Origin of the sequence: Terriglobus sp. RCC_193 (assembly GCF_041355105.1) — a bacterium.
Lineage (GTDB): Bacteria > Acidobacteriota > Terriglobia > Terriglobales > Acidobacteriaceae > Terriglobus.
In genome coordinates, this window is sequence record NZ_JBFUPK010000002.1 from 584,785 (window position 1) to 604,153 (window position 19,369).

At 59.1% G+C, this 19,369-nt stretch carries 14 protein-coding genes; 6 read left to right on the forward strand and 8 right to left on the reverse strand.

All coding sequences use genetic code 11. From position 1 onward, the window contains the following. Nucleotides 1–5 precede the first annotated feature (5 nt). From AB6729_RS11185 to yajC, 5 genes are all read right to left on the reverse strand, one after another. Nucleotides 6–1,112, reverse strand: coding sequence for an alpha/beta hydrolase (locus AB6729_RS11185; RefSeq protein ID WP_371081700.1), 1,107 nt, complete (start codon nt 1,110–1,112; stop codon nt 6–8). Nucleotides 1,113–1,293: 181 nt separating this feature from the next. Further along, entirely contained in the window at nt 1,294–2,874 is a 1,581-nt protein-coding gene (locus AB6729_RS11190; protein WP_371081701.1) for a TonB family protein, read from the reverse strand. Nucleotides 2,875–3,303: 429 nt separating this feature from the next. Continuing rightward, nucleotides 3,304–4,251 carry a protein translocase subunit SecF gene (secF, locus tag AB6729_RS11195; RefSeq protein WP_371081702.1) on the reverse strand — a complete coding sequence of 316 codons (948 nt, stop codon included), beginning with the start codon at nt 4,249–4,251 and terminating at the stop codon, nt 3,304–3,306. Between the two features lie 26 nt (nt 4,252–4,277). After that, on the reverse strand, nt 4,278–5,849 hold the full coding sequence (gene secD / locus AB6729_RS11200) for a protein translocase subunit SecD (protein ID WP_371081703.1): 1,572 nt from the start codon (nt 5,847–5,849) through the stop codon (nt 4,278–4,280). Nucleotides 5,850–5,916: 67 nt separating this feature from the next. After that, nucleotides 5,917–6,249: a preprotein translocase subunit YajC gene (yajC, locus tag AB6729_RS11205; protein WP_371081704.1), complete on the reverse strand. Its 333-nt coding sequence runs from the start codon at nt 6,247–6,249 to the stop codon at nt 5,917–5,919. 281 nt (nt 6,250–6,530) lie between these two features. On the opposite strand from yajC, the gene AB6729_RS11210 reads away from it, so the two are divergent. The 3 genes from AB6729_RS11210 to AB6729_RS11220 all read left to right on the forward strand — a co-directional run bounded on the left by AB6729_RS11210 (nt 6,531) and on the right by AB6729_RS11220 (nt 8,208). Further along, a complete protein-coding gene (locus AB6729_RS11210) occupies nt 6,531–6,809 on the forward strand; it encodes a TIGR03435 family protein (protein WP_371082615.1) in 279 nt (92 codons plus the stop codon). A gap of 432 nt (nt 6,810–7,241) precedes the next feature. Further along, nucleotides 7,242–7,832, forward strand: coding sequence for a cytochrome c (locus tag AB6729_RS11215; RefSeq protein ID WP_371081705.1), 591 nt, complete (start codon nt 7,242–7,244; stop codon nt 7,830–7,832). A gap of 55 nt (nt 7,833–7,887) precedes the next feature. Further along, nucleotides 7,888–8,208 carry a DUF5666 domain-containing protein gene (locus tag AB6729_RS11220; protein WP_371081706.1) on the forward strand — a complete coding sequence of 107 codons (321 nt, stop codon included), beginning with the start codon at nt 7,888–7,890 and terminating at the stop codon, nt 8,206–8,208. A 306-nt stretch (nt 8,209–8,514) separates the two neighbouring features. Here AB6729_RS11220 and AB6729_RS11225 read toward each other — a convergent pair whose 3' ends face one another. Continuing rightward, entirely contained in the window at nt 8,515–10,536 is a 2,022-nt protein-coding gene (locus AB6729_RS11225) for an LVIVD repeat-containing protein (RefSeq protein WP_371081707.1), read from the reverse strand. Then, nucleotides 10,533–11,291 carry a DUF305 domain-containing protein gene (locus AB6729_RS11230; RefSeq protein WP_371081708.1) on the reverse strand — a complete coding sequence of 253 codons (759 nt, stop codon included), beginning with the start codon at nt 11,289–11,291 and terminating at the stop codon, nt 10,533–10,535. Before AB6729_RS11230 ends, AB6729_RS11225 begins: the two co-directional genes overlap by 4 nt. A gap of 570 nt (nt 11,292–11,861) precedes the next feature. On the opposite strand from AB6729_RS11230, the gene AB6729_RS11235 reads away from it, so the two are divergent. The 3 genes from AB6729_RS11235 to AB6729_RS11245 all read left to right on the forward strand — a co-directional run bounded on the left by AB6729_RS11235 (nt 11,862) and on the right by AB6729_RS11245 (nt 17,628). After that, nucleotides 11,862–13,934, forward strand: coding sequence for a glutaminase domain-containing protein (locus AB6729_RS11235; RefSeq protein ID WP_371081709.1), 2,073 nt, complete (start codon nt 11,862–11,864; stop codon nt 13,932–13,934). Nucleotides 13,935–14,650: 716 nt separating this feature from the next. Next, nucleotides 14,651–14,995, forward strand: a complete 345-nt coding sequence (locus AB6729_RS11240) for a PadR family transcriptional regulator (protein ID WP_371081710.1) — start codon at nt 14,651–14,653, stop codon at nt 14,993–14,995. Next, nucleotides 14,992–17,628 (forward strand): ADOP family duplicated permease, encoded by a 2,637-nt coding sequence (locus AB6729_RS11245; protein ID WP_371081711.1) that lies wholly within the window; start codon nt 14,992–14,994, stop codon nt 17,626–17,628. The genes AB6729_RS11240 and AB6729_RS11245 overlap by 4 nt, the downstream gene beginning before the upstream one ends. Nucleotides 17,629–17,702: 74 nt before the next feature. On the opposite strand, the gene AB6729_RS11250 is transcribed toward AB6729_RS11245, so the two are convergent. Continuing rightward, the gene (locus AB6729_RS11250) at nt 17,703–19,292 is read right to left on the reverse strand and encodes a M28 family peptidase (RefSeq protein ID WP_371082616.1); all 1,590 of its coding nucleotides are present in this window, start codon (nt 19,290–19,292) and stop codon (nt 17,703–17,705) included. Between the last annotated feature and the right edge of the window lie 77 nt (nt 19,293–19,369).

A 19,369-nucleotide genomic window follows, 5' to 3' on the forward strand; every position in this document is an offset into this window, starting at 1 on the left:
CATCGTCATTTGCACGGTGCTGCGGTAAAGCACAGATTTTTGCTGAAGAATGGCATCACATGGTTCTGAAAACGGTCGGCGACGGCGCTGGTATGCGTTCCCTCGTAGATCTCGAAGCCATTCGCAATGCCGTTGGTTTCCATGATTTCGTGAAACTTCTTCGCGTCTACACGCAGACCATCCTGATCGCCCACGTCCATGGAAATGGCCTTGTAGCGCTTTAACGCCCAGATGTACTGGTCCACAAAAGCGAGCGGTGCATTTGCGGCCCACTTTGCCAGAACCTCCGGCTGCGGTTTGCCATCCTTCACAGGCAGATCAAAGTAATACGGCGGGTTCTTCGGATTGGGCGACCACGCGGCAGCCGTTGCGAACTGCGCCCGCACGCCGAACGGCAGCTTCGCCATGTCCTCTGGTGTCTTGATATCTGCCAGAATCTTTTCCATATCCGGAGCGTTGGCAGGTGCCGGACCACCGGCCACGCGCGGCGACATACAGCAGGGACTCATGATGTACAGGCTGCCAAACACATCGGAATGTTTCATGCCGATGCGGCTTGCACCATAACCGCCCATGGAATGCCCCACCAGGCCGCGACTCTCCCGCTTTGCCAGCGTGCGATAGTGCGCGTCCACGTATGCCACCACGTCACGCGCTACGTAATTTTCAAAGTCGCCCGTGGTTACGGAACTGGAGTACATGGAACCGTTATGCAGGGTCTTCGAATCCGGCAGAACGACAATCATCTCCTGCGCGCCCAGGCCAAATGCGCCTTCGATCGTCTGCGGCACACGAATCTCTTTGCTCCACTGGTCGGCCCCGATGGAGTATCCGTGCAGCGCGTACACCACGGGATATCGTTTGTTCTTTGCCTTGTCATACCCGGGCGGCAGAAACACCAGTGCGTCCCGATCCACAGCGTCGCCCTCCAGATTGCCTTCCAGAGAAGCCCCATGAATCTTGATGCGATCCACGCGAACCGGCCTGGCACCGGCCACAACGGGCGGCACAATGGTCTTCACCTGCGCGGAAAAAGCAGGCAATATCAGAGACAAGCCGAGACCGGCCAGTAATGTACGGGATAAAAAGAAATGGAAGGAACGGTAGCGCATGGTAAATCAGGCTCCGGAAAGGAAATTATTTTGAAAACCAGAGCATCATTACAGAAATAGTTTCTGTTGTGAAGAAAAGATTTTTTTATCAGCCGGGAGCGACCAGCATCTCCGCCAACGCATGGGAGGAAACCTGTCCATGCCGCAAATTCATACTGATTCGAATACCGCGGAATGCACGTTACGGCAGCTCAAACTCCATCATTGCCTGCGTGGTGAACGTGCGCGCCTTGCCGCCCAGAACATACGGTTTATAGCGCCACTGCTGCACCGCGTTCAATGCGGCATCGCGAAGCTGCACCGGACCGCTGATCACGCGCGCCGCAGCGACATTGCCAGACGTATCCACCACGGCTTCCACCTTCACCGCGCCTGCCACATGTGCCGCAGATGCTGCCGGAGGATAGGTGGCCGCTGGGCTATAGACGAGGTTTGAGGCCATCACCCCCAGCGATGTAGGTCTCACTATTCCCGCAGGCGCTGATCCAGCCGCGGTATTCGATGCGCCAAGAGGCGGCGGCACATTAGCCTTGGCCATCAAGACATCGTTGTTGTTAGGCGGAGTACGGCGCAGCAACCGGGGATAGCGACGCCCCGTGCTGTCGTACTCAGCTTCCTGCTCCTTCGTCAGACCAGGCCGGTCAAGCTGCTTCGACAGCGTGCCTGCGGAGACAGTTGCGGGAGCCGCTGGTTTCGACGTGCTTGCCGGCGATCGCACGATGGGCGCGGACGTATTCGGCGCTGGTGATGCAGCAGAAGGACGCGAGACTGCCGCTGGCGGGGGCGCAACGGAGGCCACCTGCTGCGGAGCGGATGGCGCGGCCAGGTGAGCGACGTGGGTTTGCGGTGCAGGGGCGGGCTGCCGATGCGAGGACACCGCAGTGCGTGAGGAATGGCTATTCTTCGGCGCTGCCGAGGGCCGGATCGGTGCGACGCTGGGCGCGGGCTGTTCCACAACAGGGGTTTCCGGCACAGGCTGCTTCACAAACGGAGCTTCCGCCGCAGGCGTTGCGGCATTCCCTTCAATCACCGGAGCGGGCGTTGCAACAGCTTCGGGCGCTGCGGAAGTGTTGCGATAGAACCACCATCCTGCCAGCGCCGCCAGCATAAGCACGGCGGCCAATGCGACCCATACAAAGGACTTTCGCCGGGTATCGTCGGCAGTCTCCACGTCCACACGCGAGAACCGAATCGGCGTATCCAGAACCGGCCGTACGGAGGGCGCTTCAACAGTCTCGATAGGGAGCAGTGTTTCTGCTTCAGAAGCCACACGAACGGGCGAACCGGATGGAGGGAACCGAGCAACAGACGGCGCGACGGGCGTTTTCACCACATCCGTGGCAGGCAGATCGGTCGCAACCGGAATCGCAACTACACCAGGCGTAGGCTGCCGGGAAACAACAGGCTCGGGAATACCTGGCTGGGAAGTCGGGACGGAGCTCTTTGCTGATGGATGCAGCCTGTCATGCGCTTCCATGACAAAGCGCAGAAGATCGTGCGCCACATTTTCATCGGCCTCTGCGGCCAGTTGTTTTCCTGCCGCTGCCAGCGCCACCACACCCAGCATTTCGCCATAACGAACTGCGCTGCCACGGCGATGCAGCATGACCCACACATGCGACGTCAGGTCGCGATGAAACCCGCGATCCTCGCGCAACCGCTGGGCTACTTGCGCCAGCGCCTGGGGCTTTTCCACAGCAATACCCGCCGTGGTGAAAAACTCGGACATCTCCGCGATCTCATCCGCGTAACGGACGGACACATCCTCAAGTTGTGACGGCTGTAGCATCTCGGCGTAAAACCTTCCCTGGGGAATGGACGAATCCTGCCCATCTATAAGCGTACAGACACGGAAACTCATCGAGCGTTGTCGTTTTACGGCGTTCGTAGCAGAGGTCATACGGCCAAAAGCCGTCGTCTTGCGCAAAGCCGAAGGGATCTGCTTTCTTTTCATGCAACTGCGCTGCCAAAGAAAAACCCGGAACGTGGGCCGCAGACTACATAGAGCGCACAGAAGTATTCATCCGATAGACAACCCGGGCAGATCCTTCAACTTCGGTCCTCTCGGGGATGACACAAGGAGAGGTGTTATCCACGTAGCGTAAGAAAAAGATTCGCTCTGCGGCAAGGGGATTCAAAAGCAAAGACGGACGCCGAAGCGTCCATCTCTGCAAAGCATTGCAAACAGAAATTAGGCCGTGGCCTTGCGTCCTGTTTGAAGACCTGTGCTCTTACCCTTGCTGCTGCGCCAGTCGGTGTAGGCCACCAACATGGGCGCAGCCACCGCGATAGACGAGTAGGTACCGATCAAAATACCCACCACCAGCGCGAACGAGAAGCCGTGCAGCACTTCGCCGCCAAACAGGTACAGCGCCAGCACCGTAAGGAACGTAAGGCCTGAAGTCAGAATCGTTCGCGACAGCGTCTGGTTGATGCTCTTGTTCACCACTTCGCTCAACGTGGCGCGACGCATCAGTTGCAGGTTCTCGCGGATACGGTCAAAGACCACGATCGTATCGTTCATGGAGTAACCCACCAGCGTCAGGATGGCCGCGATCACCGTCAGCGTAATCTCCTGGTTCGTCAGCGAGAACGCGCCGATGGTGATCAACGTGTCATGGAAGACAGCGATCACGGCCGCCGCGCCATAGATGAACTCAAAGCGGAACCACAGGTATGCCAGCATGCCCAGCAGCGACCACAGAATGGCCCAGCCTGCCTGCCGCGTTAGCTGCTTACCCGCCGTGGGCCCCACGGTGTACGCGTCTTCCACCTTGCTGGGGGAGTCGGTGTAGTTGGTGGCCAGAGCCTTCACCACGGTCGCGCGCGCGGAGTCAGAGTTGCTGTCGCTTGTCTCCGGCAGCGTGATCACAGCCTCGTAACCATTGGCGCCGTTCAGGCGCTGGATGCTGGCGTCGTGAATACCGGCGCGGTCCATGGCCGTGCGCAGATGCTCTTCGTTCGGCGGCTGCGGAAACGACACGCGCACCTGCGTGCCACCCTTGAAGTCAATGCCCACGGGAATGTGGTGCCAGAACAGCATGCTCAGCACGCCCGCCACGGAGAAGATCAGCGAGAAGCCAAGAAACAGCCACTTCTTGCTGAGCCAGTCGATGTTGCTATCGCGAAATAATTCCACTTGCGAAACCTCGGTGTTTCCAGAAACTAAATTGACAGAGCTTCGCCGCGCGTCTTGCGCTGCAGAAGGCTGTCAAAGATCACGCGCGAAACGAACACTGCCGTAAACAGGTTGGCCAACAGACCAAACATCAGCGTCACGGCAAAGCCACGCACCGGGCCCGTTCCCACAAAGAACAGGATCAGCGCAGAGACGATGGTCGTTACGTGGGTATCCAGAATGGTGGTCCAGGCATGATCGAATCCGCCGAAGACGGCCGCGCTGGCGTTCTTGCCCACGCGAATTTCTTCACGAATGCGCTCAAAGATCAGCACGTTCGAATCCACGCCCATACCGATGGTCAGGATCACACCCGCGATGCCCGGCAGCGTCAGCGTTGATCCCGTGAAGCCCATGAAACCCAGCAGGATGACCAGGTTCAGAATCAGCGCCAGGTCCGCGTTGATGCCCGCACCCTTGTAGTAGATGAGCATGAAGATCATCACGGCCATCATGCCGACGACCGATGCGATCACACCCTGACGAATGCTGGTGGCGCCCAGCGAAGGCCCGACCGTGTGCGTCTCCAGGAAGACAATCGACGCGGGCAGCGAACCGGTGCGCAGCATCAGCGACAGGTCGCTTGCCGTCTGTTTGGTGAAGCCGCCGCCGCTGATCTGGCCCTGGTCGCGGATGGCGCCGTTGATGTTCGCCACTTCACGTACCTTGTTGTCCAGCACAATGGCCATCTGCTTGCCAATGTTGGTGCTGGTGTACGCATAGAAGCGGTCGCCTGCGCCGGTGGTCAGCGTAAAGGAAACGTCCGGGCGTCCGGCCTCATCCTGCGACGCACGAGCATCGCGGAAATCCGGTCCCTGCACCACAGCAATGCGCTTCAACGACCACCACGACTGGTCACCCAGCGCGTTGCCGCCCTGCACCAGAACCGAGTCCGGCTGCAGCTGCATCTGTGCGTCCTGCTCCGTGTTGAACGGTCCGCCGGTTACCTCGTGAATCTCAAGGCGCGCCGTCGACTGGATCACATCGCGAACGTGGTCGGCATTATCAATGCCGGGCAGTTCGACAAGGATCTGGTCCTCGCCCAATCCATACTTCTGGATCACCGGCTCGGCCACACCCAGCGAGTCCACACGGCTGCGGATCGTCTCAATCGACGTCTCCAGCGTGCGTTCGCGCAGGTCCTTCACCTCGGCCAGCTTCATCGTCAGCTTGTAGCCGTCGCTGGTCGAGGCCAGATCGTACGCGGAGAACTGAGTTGCGCTCAGCGCATCGCGCACGGCGGTCATATTGGTCTGCGGCACGCCGCTCACCACGATGACCGGCTGCGCTGGATCAGGCTTGTTCGCACGTGCGCCGGGAGCCAGCTTGGTAACCGCATCCTGCGCGCGCACCATGTCGTTGTCGCTGCTGGCAGCCACGGCTTCCGCCGTCTTTACCTGCAACACAATATGCGTACCGCCGCGAAGGTCAAGGCCTAGATGAATGCGCCGTGTGATCGACTCCTTCAGCCCGCCGTGCGGGATACCGAAGATGCCGTAAAGAAACACCACCAGGATGGCGATGATAAGCGCGATTTTGCCGTTCAGATTCTTCTGCATGGATATCTATCTAAGGCCGTGAGTGCTCCACATCTCGCTTCTGAGAGATGGGCTTCCTCACCAGAACTTACTGTTCCGCCTCTTCCTCCGTGGTCACGGATGAAATGGCGGTCTTCAGAAACTCAAGCTTGATGCCGTCCGGCTGCGTGCGGACGATCACCGCATCGTCCTTCAGGCTGAGGATAGTGCCACGGATGCCGCCCGTCGTAGCAACGCGATCACCGGACTTCAGCTGCGAAAGCTGCTGGTTCCACTTCTTCTGCTTGCGCTGGTTGGGAATGGCCGTGAGCAGCACCATACCGATGAGAAGAACGGGCAGCAGCAGGCTGAATCCGCCAAACGCGGAGCCGCCGCTGGATTGAAAGAAGTAGAGAGCAAACAATGCGTGCACAGGGAACATCCTTGATTCCGCGCCCGCAATTGGTTCGCGGGCGAAATTCGTGCACCAGATGTCAGTGGATTTGCCCGGCAGGGGTACCCGCTCCCACCGGGACGCGGAAACACCAGCCGGTAAAAGACAGAGGGGTGCTAGTCCAATATGCTCAAGGAATCCCGTCACAGTGTCAAGATTTCGCATTTGCACAGCGCCGTCACGGATGTATTCTCAGGCATGTCATCACCCTCCGGCCTTGCCCAGATGTCCTGTAAAGGGCTGCTGGCGCTTCTGTTGCTCACGGCCATATCATCGCCAACGGCGCACCGATGTCGCTGCTGGTGATGCGCCTGTCCGTGATGCCGGAAGTGCAGGGCCATCCCATCGTGGACCACACCGGCATGACCGGCGAATACAATTGGAAGCTGGACTGGGCACCGGAACTCAGCGCACCTGCTGCCGACGCGAGCGATCTTCCGTCTTTATTGGAAGCCCTGCAGCAGCAACTCGGCCTGCGTCTGGTGGCCACAAAGACCGCTGTCCCCGCCATTCAGGTGGATAGCATCATCCGGCCCTCACGGGACTGATATCGGTCTTTCCCCGGAACTGCGGTCGTTTGTGGCTCCCGCCTTGCTGTCTTTCCGGTAGAAGATGCGGCGGCACTGCACACACTCCCACGGATATAACCCAAACCGCCAAAGCACGTGGCGTTCCAGCCAGGTTCTCTTAGGCCACCTGCGTAGTACACGGCCCGGACAATCACAGCGAAACAACATCGCAAAAATTTACGCGCTACATCTGCAACATGCAAACGCCATTTCTACCCTTATGGTCCTCGTGCGGACATGAAACCACCAGTGACATCACCGGAAGCATCACGTGACCCATAATGGCTTACCTCCTGACTGACGTTCACTCTCTGCAAGGATGCGCGTTTTCACGCAAACATATCGTCTTCGACGCCGTATGCTGAAGGCACTTCACCTTTGATTCACCCATTGCTGATGAGGAACATCGCTATGAAGACGCTGCTGCGAACGCTTGCATCTCTGCTGCTACTGGCTGGCCTTGCAGCCCTGGCAACCGTGGTGTGGGCGCGACACACAGGTGGATTCAGCGCACGAACGACGCCCTCCTTTTTGGAAACGGCCCTGGCACGATACGCCCGCAGCCTTGCCATACCTGCCTCTGCAAAGTCGCTGCCAAACCCCATTGTCGACTCACCCCAGGTGCAGCATGAAGCCATGGCGCACTACGCTGACCACTGCGCTTCCTGCCACGCCAATGATGGCTCCGGCGACACAATGTACGGCAACGGGCTCTATCCCAAACCGCCCGATCTTCGACTTGCCGCCACGCAGAATCTTAGCGATGGAGAGCTGTTTTTCATCATCCAGAACGGCGTACGGCTCACCGGAATGCCCGCCTTCGGCGCACCCAACGACGAAGGCTCAGAGTCATGGAAGCTGGTCCGTTTTCTCCGCCACCTTCCGAAGATCACGCCAACTGAGGTCGAGGAGATGAATGGCATGAATCCCAAGAGCCCGGATGAATTACAAGAAGAGAAACAGGAACAGGAATTTCTGAACGGTTCCCCCGCCGCGCGGTAACGTTGAAAGCCGCGCAGTAACTTTGAAAGTAGTTAGGAAAGGAAACGAACCACTCGTGAAACGCCTGCTTGCTGCCCCTCTCGCCCTCGTCCTCAGCGTCTCTGCCTTCGCCCACAACGGCATGGAACACATCATGGGTACAGTCACCGCCATCACCGCAACCTCCATCAACGTAAAGAATCCGAAGGATGGCAAGACCATCCCTGTCCTGACCAATGCCAGGACGATGTGGATGCGCGGCAAAGACATGGTTACCGCAAAAGACGTCCACACCGGCGACCGCGTCGTCATTCATGCCAGCAAGGTGGATGGCAAGTTCCTCGCTGCAGAGGTGGAACTGGGCAGCGCCACTGTAGCTGAATCCCACAGCCACTAAAGCGACTGAGGACACGGTAGAGGCACGCTGCGGCGATCCGAAACCAGCGAAGCTCATACGCGCGAAAAGCGCGTCATCCTGAACGAAGCCGAAGGACCTGCTTGCTTCTCGCTCGATTACGATGCCAATGAAAGATGCGAACAAACATGCGCCAGGTTTTCGCAGAGGCATCGTAGTCCCGGACAGAAAAGCAGGTCCTTCGACTCCGCACTACGTGCTCCGCTCAGGATGACGACACAAAGGGTGATAGGAAATACAAGAGCCGCGACCATAAGGCCGCGGCTCTTCCTTATGCGTTGAAGTGGATTACAGCGAAGCCACAGCCAGCGGTGCGCCGTCTGCGTTCTTGCGGAAGATTTCCGCCAGTCCCTGCAGGCGCTTCGCATCCGCAGGAGTCTTGGCAGTCGTGGCAGCCTTATCCAGTTCGCCTGCCATGCCCTTCAGCTTCGCGGCAGCCTTCTTGTCCGTTCCGGCCTGGTTCACCAGCGCCTTGAGGGAAGCCACCTTGTCCTTCGACAACGACTCACCGCGACCAAGCTGATCCAGATACGCCTTCGCTGTAATGTACGTGGCAGGCCAGATCACCTTCGGCTGGTCCTGAACGTTCAGCTCCTTGAAGGAGATCTGGTTCGCCGCAGCAATCTCATCCGGCGTCATGAACTCCGTGGGTGTCAGTTTCAACACATCCAGTCCGCGGGCAATCTCCGAACCGTAGATCATGCCGTTGTACCAGTAGGTCGACCACTGACCGCCCATCGCAAACTTCTTGCCGCTGATGGGTCCACGGTCGAAGTAGGCAACCTCAAACGGGTGCGCCGGATCGGTCCAGTCCACCAGCGAAACGCCACCCTGATACCAGCTCTGCACATGCAGCGCGCGTCCCGGAACCGGAATCTCCGAACCGTTATGCGCCACGCAGTTTTCCTTGTCCGTTTGCGACGCCGGCATCTTGTAGTAGCTCTTCAGCGTCATCTTCTTGTCCGGGCCAATGCTGAAGATCGCGTCTGCGCCCCACTGCATCGGATCGGTTGCACGGCAACGCGGCTGACCACCGCCGCCCCACTCATCGCTGAACAGAACTGCCTTGCCATCATTGGTAAAGTTCGCCGAATGCCAGAAGGCATAGTTCGGATCGCTCACCGCGTCCAGGCGCTTGGGATGAACCACGTCCGAGATATCCAGCAGGATGCCGTTGCCCGAGCATGCACCCGCAGCCAGCCCCACAGCCGAGTACACGGTGATGTCGTGGCAGCCGCGCGTTGCGCTGGTGCTCTGCGTACCCTCGCCGTGGTTGCCGCCCTTCCACAGGCCGTTCATGTTGCCCGTTTCAGGATCGGTGAAGATGCGAGGTGAGTTGACGACCTTCGCCAGCTCCGGATGCGCCAGCGGCACCTGGATCACAACGATGGTGAACAGCGCTGTGTTCGGATCTTCATCCGGCGCAGCACCGGAGCATCCACTAAGCTCCTTCGCATCGCGGACACCCGCAGAACCGGACACGTAGATATACACGTTGTCCTTATCCTTGGGATCGACAACGACCGTGTGCGTGTGCGATCCACGGCAGGTCTGTACGTCAGTGATCTGCTTCGGCTTGGTCACGTCGCTGATGTCAAAAATGCGAACGCCACGCACGCGATCTTTTTCGGCAGGCTCCGGCTTGCGATTGGCCATCATACCGGCCATTGCCTTCTGCCGCTCTTCCGCCGACAGTGTGGCCAACTGCTCGCGCTGAGCGGCCTGGGCCTTCTGCGCCTCTTCCAGGGAAGCAAAGCCCTGCACGCCGCAATCGATACGGCCGTTCGCAGCTTCCACGCTCATGAACAACAGGTTGCCGTAAACGGACACGTCGCCTTGTCCGCCGGGGCACACCATGCTGGTCACCAGCTTCGTGTGTGCCGGATCGGAGATGTCGTAGGTGTTCACGCCATAGTAGTTACCCACGAAGACGTACTTGCCCTTGAACGCAAGGTCAGAGTTTGTAGTGCCGTACGGAGCCGGAATCGCAGCGCCACGTGGTGCACCCGGTGCCGGAGGAGCAGCATTCTCCCACGCGGGAATCTTGGCTTCATCCGGCGCGAAGCCGGTGGGCTTGGCAATGGTCTGCACCAGCTCCAGGCCCTTGGCGGCAACGCCTGCGTCATACAGACCGGCTTTCAGACCAACGCGCGGATCGCTCTCCGGTGCGCGCGGGTTCACATACACGGTTGGCGTCGGAGGAGCCGCCATCGGCTTCTCATGGTCCATCTGCGCGGACAACACCGGCAGCGAACAAGCGAACACCGCGGCAACTGCAAACGCGGCTTTGAGCGAAGAGAACTGTTTCATGGATTCACCTTTCGAAGAATGCCCTTCATAATGTCGATCTCTGCAAGCTGCGTGTTGTCCACGTCGTTCGCAAAGTCAAATAGCTGCGGGTCCTGTCCTGCTCCCGGCTGTTGAAACAACTCCTTCACCATCAGCAATGCGCCGCCGTGGTGCTGCATCATGCCGGTCAGAAACAACCGGTCAAACTCTGCGCCATGCGCCGCGCGCAACGCCTGCATCTGCCGCGGCGTCAACATGCCGGGCATCATGGCAACGTCCAGGGGATCAGTCTTCTTCGCGCCATCGTGATTCATCGCGGAGTGATCCATGCCACTCATCTGCGAGTGGTCCATCCCGGCCATGCTGCCGTGATCCATTCCCGCCATCTGCGAATGATCCATGCCTGCCATGTGGTCCATGCCGCCTGCCGGAGCCTCAGGATAGCCGCGCTCCGCCAGCCACTGCTTCATCCAGCGAATCTCATCGCCCTGCGACAGATCAATCTTCGAGGACAGCGCCTTCACATCCGTGTTCGTCGCGCGAGTCTTCGCAAGCTCTGTCATCTCAATGGCCTGGCTGTGATGCATGATCATGTCCTGCATGAACTTCACATCGGCGTCGCTCGGCCCTTTCGGCGGAGGAGCCGCGGTCACAGCAGACAACTCCTGCGTGGGTTTACCCGGAGCCCCGGGCTGCACAATGTTCGGCGCCTGTGCGAATGCCAGCGACGCACATCCACACAGAAGTACGCCAACCACACGGGAAAGAACGGCCATACACCAACCCTCAGGGGAACGGTTCAAAAATCAGTTGATGAAAAATTGCGGTGACTCAGTATGTCTCACCCTGCCATATCACTGCAACGCCAAACTTCATCGCTGTTTCGTTCTGGCGCGTTATCTGCAAACAGCGATACCAACTTCGCAAATGCGAAGCTCGTACAGCCAAAGGCCGTCATCCTGAGCGAAGCGAAGGATCCCAACAGGATTCGCACGCAGCGACTCCTTCAACCGTTCCGACCACTAACCGCTAACCAGCTACGTGACTCGCACCGACACCAAACCAGCTTCGCGACACCAAACCAGCCTCGCGACAGCGAAGCTCGTACGGCCAAAGGCCGTCATCCTGAGCGAAGCCGAAGGACCTGCTTTCTTTTCAACCCACTACGACGCAAAAGGAAACTCTCAACCCTTGAGCAAGCCACCAGAAACATTCCCAATAAGGACAACAAACCAGGTTCTTCCACTTCGCTACGCTCCACTCAGAATGGTGAGCTTAACAACGCAATAACGACACGACGCGCTATCCTTGCTTCGCTCAACTTCTCGGAGAAAACACGTCCCCAAATGCTCTCTCGCTACGTTGCACCGCTGCTACTCGTCGTCGCCTCCACGCTCAACGCCCAGACGGCGGAACGTCCGCCTGCCACGCCGCTCATTGCGCATGATCCGTACTTCTCGGTATGGTCCATGGCGGACACGCTTACCGCGGAGCCGACGAAGCACTGGACCGGTCACCCGCAACCGCTGAACAGCCTCGTCCGCATCGACGGCAAGGCCTATCGCATCATGGGCAACAGCCGCGACATCCCTGCACTACAGCAGACCGGCAGCCAACTCACCTTTACCCACACGCGCTATCAGTTCGCGGGCGGCGGCGTGGCAATCGATCTGACCTTCTTCACGCCAGCATTCCTCGATGATCTCGACACGCTCTCGCGCCCCGTCACCTACCTGACGTGGACCGCGAAGAGCACCGACGGCGCATCGCACCAGGTCAGCGTCTTCCTTAACGCCAACGCGGAGATGGCCACCAGCTACAGCGGCCAGCCCGTCACCTATTCGCGTCAGCAGACCGCCAACCTCACCGTGCTCTCCGTCGGCACGCAGTCGCAGCAGGTACTCAACCGCAGCGGCGACGACCTCAAGATTGACTGGGGCTACTTCCACATTGCCGTGCCGAACGACGCGCAGCCAAAGACCGCACTCACCAGCGGCACCGCACACGCCTTTGCCACCGACGGCATCCTGCCAGCCAACGATAACATCGACGGCCCCGCACCCTTCACCAAGGGCCAGACAGAGATGGCCGTCACCATCCCCTTCGGCTCCGTCGGCACACAAGCCGTCTCGAAGACCGCGCTGGTCAGCTACACCGACGGCTACAGCATGGAAGTGCTGAACAAGCGCCTGCGTCCGTGGTGGCAGCGTGACGGCAAACCCGTCTCGCAGATGCTGGAAGAGGCGCTCGCCGAATACAGCAAGCTCGACGTGAAAGGTGACGCCTTCGACACAAAGCTGAAGGCCGACCTGACCGCCACCGCTGGTGAAAAATACGCATGGCTCTGCACGCTGGCCTATCGCGAGAGCATCGCCGCGCACAAACTCATTGCGGACACCGACGGCCAACCGCTCCTCTTTGCCAAGGAAAACTTCAGCAACGGCGACACCGCCACCGTCGACGTCTTCTATCCCTCCGCGCCCATCTTCCTCTTCTTCAATCCGAAACTCCTGCACGCGCAGGTACTGCCGATTCTCGAATACTCCGCGCTGCCCAACCGCTGGAAGTTCCCCTTTGCACCGCATGACCTTGGCCGTTATCCGCTGGCCAACGGGCAGGACTACGGCGGCGGCGAAAAGACCGAAGAGAACCAGATGCCCGTGGAAGAATCGGGCAACATGATCCTGCTCGTCGACGCGCTGGCACGCTTCGAACCCAACAATGCAGGCGTGAAACTCGCCGAGCAGTTCTGGCCGCAGCTTTCACAGTGGGCCAACTTCCTGCATGAACACGGCCTCGATCCCGAGAACCAACTCACCACCGACGACTTCGCCGGACACGTTACGCACAACGCAAACCTGTCGCTGAAAGCCATCGACGCGATGGCCGCCTACGCCGATCTGGCAAAGCAACTCCATCACGACGCCGAAGCAAAGAAGTACAACGACGACGCACACGCCTACGCCAAGAAGTGGATGGAGATGGCAAAGGAAGGCGACCACTATAAACTCGCCTATGATTCGCCGAACACCTGGAGCCAGAAATACAACCTCATCTGGGACAAACTCCTCGGCTTCGAACTCTTCCCCAAGAGCGTGCGTGAAAGCGAAATCGCCTTCTACAAGACGAAGCTGAACAAGTACGGCCTGCCGCTCGACAGCCGTAAGGACTACACGAAGCTGGACTGGGAGATGTGGACCGCCACGCTCGCCGACAATGAAGCCGACTTCCACACCCTCATTGACCCGCTCTACACCTGGGCCAACGAAACCACCAGCCGCGTCCCCATGACGGACTGGTACGACACCATCACCGGCAAGCAGGTAGGCTTCCAGGCCCGCAGCGTAGTCGGCGGCCTCTTCATCAAGGCCCTCGCCGACAAACCACTAGCCGACAAATACCGTAAAGAAGCCAAGTAACCCTTCTCAAACAAAACACACAAAGGCCCCGCCAAATGCGGGGCTTTTGCATGCTCATTAAAATCAAAACAACATACGCCTCTGTGCGCAAAGTTCGTGAGCAGCGAAGCTCTTACGGCCAAAGGCCGTCATTCTGAGCAAAGCGAAGAATCCCAATAGCACCCCATGCACCACTACACGTACAGGCCTTCCCGCACAAGCCAGCGAGGCTCCTGCGGCCAAAGGCCGTCATTCTGAGCAAAGCGAAGAATCCCGATAGAGCCTCATGCGCCACGGCGCTCGCAGGTTTCGCGCAAGAACCGGCAGATCTCATACGCGCAGGCGCGTCGCCAGCGAAGCTCTTACGGTCGAAGACCGTCATCCTGAACGAAGCGAAGCGGAGCTGAAGGACCTGCTTTCCTCTCAACCCTCTACAACGCATCAGGAACCCCAAACAAACAAGCACCCAAACGAACCGGGTGCCCCAGGTTCGCGAAGCTAACCTGGGTATCGCGCTTCAGCGCGATCCAACGCACAAAGTGCGTCTTCTTTCGGAAGGGCAGGGCTTCAGCCCTGCCGTAAAACCTGGCCAGATGGAGGCGGCTTTAGCCACTGAGGGGATATCCAAGTCATCATCTCCCAAAAATCACGGAACCATCCCCACCAATCAAGCGTACCTCCCCTTGACATCCGACAGAAGAAGCGCGACTCTTGTCGAGTATCAAGGGGAAAGACAAATGCCACCATCCACAGACCTTCTGCAGGGCACGCTTGACGTGCTTGTTCTGAAAACACTTGCCCACGGCGAAATGCACGGATGGGGCATCGCCTCGCGCATCCAGCAAGTTTCAGATGACGTACTGCAAGTAGGCCAGGGATCTCTCTACCCCGCGCTGCATCGCCTGGAATACAAAGGCTGGATTGCATCCTCGTGGGGCGCCAGCGACAACAATCGCAAGGCCAAGTTCTACGCACTCACCCCCGTAGGCCGCAAACAACTGCGCAGTGAAATCGATCAGTGGAACCGCCTCAGCTCTGCCATCTCTCTCGTGCTCGCCGCACCGAAGGAGGACTTCGCATGATCCACGAACTCTTTACCCGCCTCGGTTTTCTCTTTCGCCGCCGCCCCGCCAACGACCTCGACGAGGAGCTTCGTACGCACATGGAACAGTCCATTGAAAGCAAGATCGCCTCTGGCATGTCGCCGGAAGAGGCACGCCGTCAGGCAGGCATTGAATTTGGCAGCATGGAAGCCGCGCGTGAACAATCCGCGGGAGCACATCCACGTTCGTGGTTCGGCATCCTGCAGCAGGACCTTCGCTTTGGCCTGCGCTCCCTCAAGCGCGACCGTGGGTTTGCGATTGTTTCCATCCTGATCCTTGCGCTTGGCATTGGAGCCAACGTCGCAGTCTTCAGCCTGGTCAACACCATCCTGCTGCGTCCGTTGCCCTTCAAAGACCCGCAACAGGTGGTGTGGCTTGAGCCCGCGGAGAAGGCCGGCGGACTCTCCGGCTCCACCTACTCGTCGGACGCGTATGACGACCTCGTTGCCATGAATCGCTCCTATAGCGGCATCACTGGCTACTTCGCCTTCTCCGCGCCCAACAACATGAAACTCACAGGCCAGGGCATCCCATCCACCATCACAGGCATTGGCGTACTGCCAAACTTTCTCGATGTCCTGGGCATCAAGCCGGAACTGGGACGCAACTTCCTGCCGAGCGAAGGCAAGATGAATGCGCCCGCAGTCGCGCTGCTCTCACATGCCTTCTGGAAGACGCACTTTCAGGGTGATCCCAACATCGTCGGCAAAGCCGTTTCCGTGGATGACAAGCCGCTGACCATCGTTGGCGTACTGCCACAGAGCTTCGATTTCGGCGCGACCTTTTCTCCCGGCACCCGCGTCGACGTACTCAGCCCCTTCAGCCTCGACATGGGCCGCCAGTGGGGCAACATCATCACGTTCATTGCACGCATGAAGCCCGGCGTTACCGCGCAACAGGCCAGCGCAGAAGCAGCCACACTGTTTCCAAAGTTCTACAACAACAAGAAGTATGCCAACTCCAGAGGCGACTACGGCCCTGGCACCGCTACTCCCATCAAGGAACATGTTGCGGGTCAGATTCGTCGTTCGCTCTACGTGTTGTGGGCCGCCGTCGGCATGATCCTGCTCATCGTCTGCGTCAATCTCTCCAACCTGTTGCTGGGCCGCGCCGCCACGCGCAGCAAGGAGTTTTCGCTCCGCTTCGCACTCGGTGCCAGCCGCAGCCGCCTCATCCGCCAACTGCTTACGGAAAGCGCTCTGCTCTCCGTCTTCGGAGCCATCCTCGGCATCGCTCTTGCAGAAGTCATCGTGCACTGGCTTGTGCACCAGGGTTCCGTTGCTCTTCCACTGCTCTCGGAGCTCCGCATCGACACCACATCGCTCCTGTGGACGACCCTTCTTGCAATTGCCGTCACCATCCTCTTCGGCATCATGCCAAGCCTCCGCATCACCGGCAGCGATCTGCAATCGCAACTAAAGGACAGTGGCCCCGGCACCAGCGAAGGCCGCTCCAACGAACGTCTGCGCAACATGCTCGTCATCAGCGAAATCGCTCTGGCATGCGTGCTCATCGTCAGCGCGGGCCTGTTGCTGCGCAGCTTCCTGCATGTTCTCGATATCGACCTTGGCTATCAGCCTGCGCAAGCCTCCACCATCACCGTGGATCAGCCGGACCTGAAAGCCCCGGAACGCTACGCCTTTTACCGCAACGTGCTGCATGAAGTGGCAAGCATCCCCGGTGTCCAAAGCGTCGGCATCTCAGACAACCTGCCGCTGGCACGCAATCGCACCTGGGGACCGCCTCGCATCAAAGGCGTGGACTATGCTCCGAAGCAGCTTCAACCCACATTCATTTACATCGTCTCGCCCGGTTATGTCACCACGATGGGCATGCATCTCCGCGGCCGCGACATCTCGTGGAACGATGACAAGTCCTCGGAAAACGTCATGATCCTCAATGAAAAAGCGGCGAACTTCCTCTTCCCCAAAGGCGATGCCGTCGATCACATGGTGAGCCAGAACGGCAAAGATGTTCGCATCGTCGGCGTCGTCTCCGACATTCATGAAACCGACGTGGAAGCCAGCTCCGCATGGCAGGTCTATCTCCCCATTGCGCAGGGATGGGGTGAGAACGGCGCAGAGCTGGTCCTCCGCAGCACACTGCCCGCAGGCACACTCGGCCCCACCATCCTGCAAACGCTGCGTCGTCTCAACCCCGGCCAGCCCGCGGTACAACTGCATCCACTGCAGGAGTTCGTGGACCACTCCACCTCACCACGACGCTTCTTTGCCGTGCTGGTCGCAGCCTTCGCTGGTACAGGATTACTGCTGGCCTGCCTGGGCATCTACGGTGTCATCTCTTACTCCGTCACGCGCAAAACGCAGGAGATCGGCATCCGCATGGCGCTTGGAGCCTCACGTGGTATCGTTCTCCGCAACGTGATTGTGCGCACGCTGCAACTCACCACAGCCGGCATCATCATCGGAGCCATCGCATCGTTCATCGTCGCGCAAAGCATCAGCGCCATGCTCTACGGCACCCAACCCACCGACGCTGCCACCTTCACCGCAACGCTCGTCTTGCTGCTCGCCGTGGCCCTCCTCGCAGGCTACCTACCCGCCAGACGAGCCTCCCAAATCGACCCCATGGCCGCCCTGCGAACTCAATAACTCACCGCACAAAACAAACAGGCGGAGCATCTAGCTCCGCCTGTTCTCATTTGCAGTTACAGCAATATGCGAAGTTAGAAGCCCTTCGCGTTCGGATCTGGCTTCGGCGTTTCAATGCGCGGCAGCATGTCAGCGCGCGTTGCAGCGTTATACGCAAACCACGCTTCGATCATCGAGCCCTGCATCACATCGCCCTTCTGCACGCGGTCATACAGATCCATGTTGGAGTGGTGCGTACGCGTGCCGTACTCCAGCGAGTCCTGCATGAAGCCGATGCCGTTCAGTCCAATCCACGAGAACGATGTGGAATCCGTACCGCCCGGAGCCTTCGTTGCGCCCGCCGTCTGTCCCACTACCGCGATGATGCCCACGTCCTTGATCGGCTCAATCCACGAACGGAAGATCGCCGCCATCTCGTCGCTGCCCAGCGCCGACACGGCACGGAAGCGGCCCGATCCAGAGTCGTCGTTAAAGTAGACGTCCAGCTTGTCATACTCCGGCGTCTTCACCATCGTGGTGCGCGGTGCATAGTGCTTCTGCACATACGCCAGCGATCCGTACAGGCCTTCTTCTTCGCCGCCCCACAGAGCCACGCGAACCGTACGCGCCATCGGCTTCTTAATTGTTGCAAGGATGCGCATCGCTTCCATCGCAACAGAAGATCCAGTGCCATTGTCGGTCGCGCCCGTACCACCCTGCCAGCTATCAAAGTGACCGCCGACCATCACCACTTCATCAGCCTTCGTCGTTCCCGGAATCTCGCCGATCACGTTGAAGCCATTCTGGTCATCCTTCTGATAATCGACAGCGATGTCAAAAGTCAGCTTCGGATGCTCGCCATGCTGCAGCAAACGCACCACGCGGTTGTACTGTTCCGGAGTGATCGCAGCCATCGGCGGTCCAACAGGATCGTTCGGATTCTGCGAACCACCGTACGATGCGAACACCGTGCCGCCATCGCCGTTGTAACCCGGCGTGATGGCAACTGCAACGCCTTCGTCCTTCAGAAACTTGTTGATCTTGTTGCGCAACACCATGCCACTGGCCGCTGCGGTCGAAGTCGTACTCGGAGTAATGTCACCGGGCCGCGGAGCAGCAGCACCAGGACGCGCACCACCAAAACCACTGCGCGAAACATCGTTCACCACTGTACGTGCTTCCACCTCAGCATCGGTCAGCCGCTTGGCTTCTGCTTCAGTGTGCATCTCCAGTTCACGCGGATCGAAGATCAGAACGATCTTCCCCTTCAGCTTGCCTTTGTACTTCTCAAAGTCACGCTCAGTGTGCAGCGGCGCCCATACTGCTTCCGCCGTCACAGGGCCATCCGTGCCCGGCGTCCACGCCAGCGGGAATCCAATCAGTGAAGCGTACGCCGGTGTCTCCAGAGCGCCGTAGAACTTCTTGATCTGCCAGCCATAACCAAACGGGCCCCACGATTCCAGGTGAACATTCTGCAGACCCCATTCCTTCATCTGCTTCATGGCCCACTCGGCCGCGGCGCGATGATTGCGGCTATTGTTCACGCGCGGACCGTACACCTCGCTGATGGAGTACAGCGTCTCCATCACCTGCGAACGCTCAAATGCCTCGCGCTTGATTGCGTTCAACGCAGTCAGATCCACCTTGTCGCCGCCCGCTCCCTGCGCGAACGAACCCTGCCCCATCACCACCGCAGCCGCACACGCGACTGCCGCCAATTTGTTCCCTATACGAATCACTGATCTCTCCCCTGAAAGTGCAA

Excerpts from the sequence above, each read along its gene's own strand:
- AB6729_RS11185 (WP_371081700.1), bottom strand. The coding sequence starts at position 1,112 with ATGCGCTACCGTTCCTTCCATTTCTTTTTATCCCGTACATTACTGGCC.
- secD (WP_371081703.1), bottom strand. The coding sequence starts at position 5,849 with ATGCAGAAGAATCTGAACGGCAAAATCGCGCTTATCATCGCCATCCTG.
- yajC (WP_371081704.1), bottom strand. The coding sequence starts at position 6,249 with ATGTTCCCTGTGCACGCATTGTTTGCTCTCTACTTCTTTCAATCCAGC.
- AB6729_RS11215 (WP_371081705.1), top strand. The coding sequence starts at position 7,242 with ATGAAGACGCTGCTGCGAACGCTTGCATCTCTGCTGCTACTGGCTGGC.
- AB6729_RS11225 (WP_371081707.1), bottom strand. The coding sequence starts at position 10,536 with ATGAAACAGTTCTCTTCGCTCAAAGCCGCGTTTGCAGTTGCCGCGGTG.
- AB6729_RS11230 (WP_371081708.1), bottom strand. The coding sequence starts at position 11,291 with ATGGCCGTTCTTTCCCGTGTGGTTGGCGTACTTCTGTGTGGATGTGCG.
- AB6729_RS11235 (WP_371081709.1), top strand. The coding sequence starts at position 11,862 with ATGCTCTCTCGCTACGTTGCACCGCTGCTACTCGTCGTCGCCTCCACG.
- AB6729_RS11240 (WP_371081710.1), top strand. The coding sequence starts at position 14,651 with ATGCCACCATCCACAGACCTTCTGCAGGGCACGCTTGACGTGCTTGTT.
- AB6729_RS11245 (WP_371081711.1), top strand. The coding sequence starts at position 14,992 with ATGATCCACGAACTCTTTACCCGCCTCGGTTTTCTCTTTCGCCGCCGC.
- AB6729_RS11250 (WP_371082616.1), bottom strand. The coding sequence starts at position 19,292 with ATGGGGCAGGGTTCGTTCGCGCAGGGAGCGGGCGGCGACAAGGTGGAT.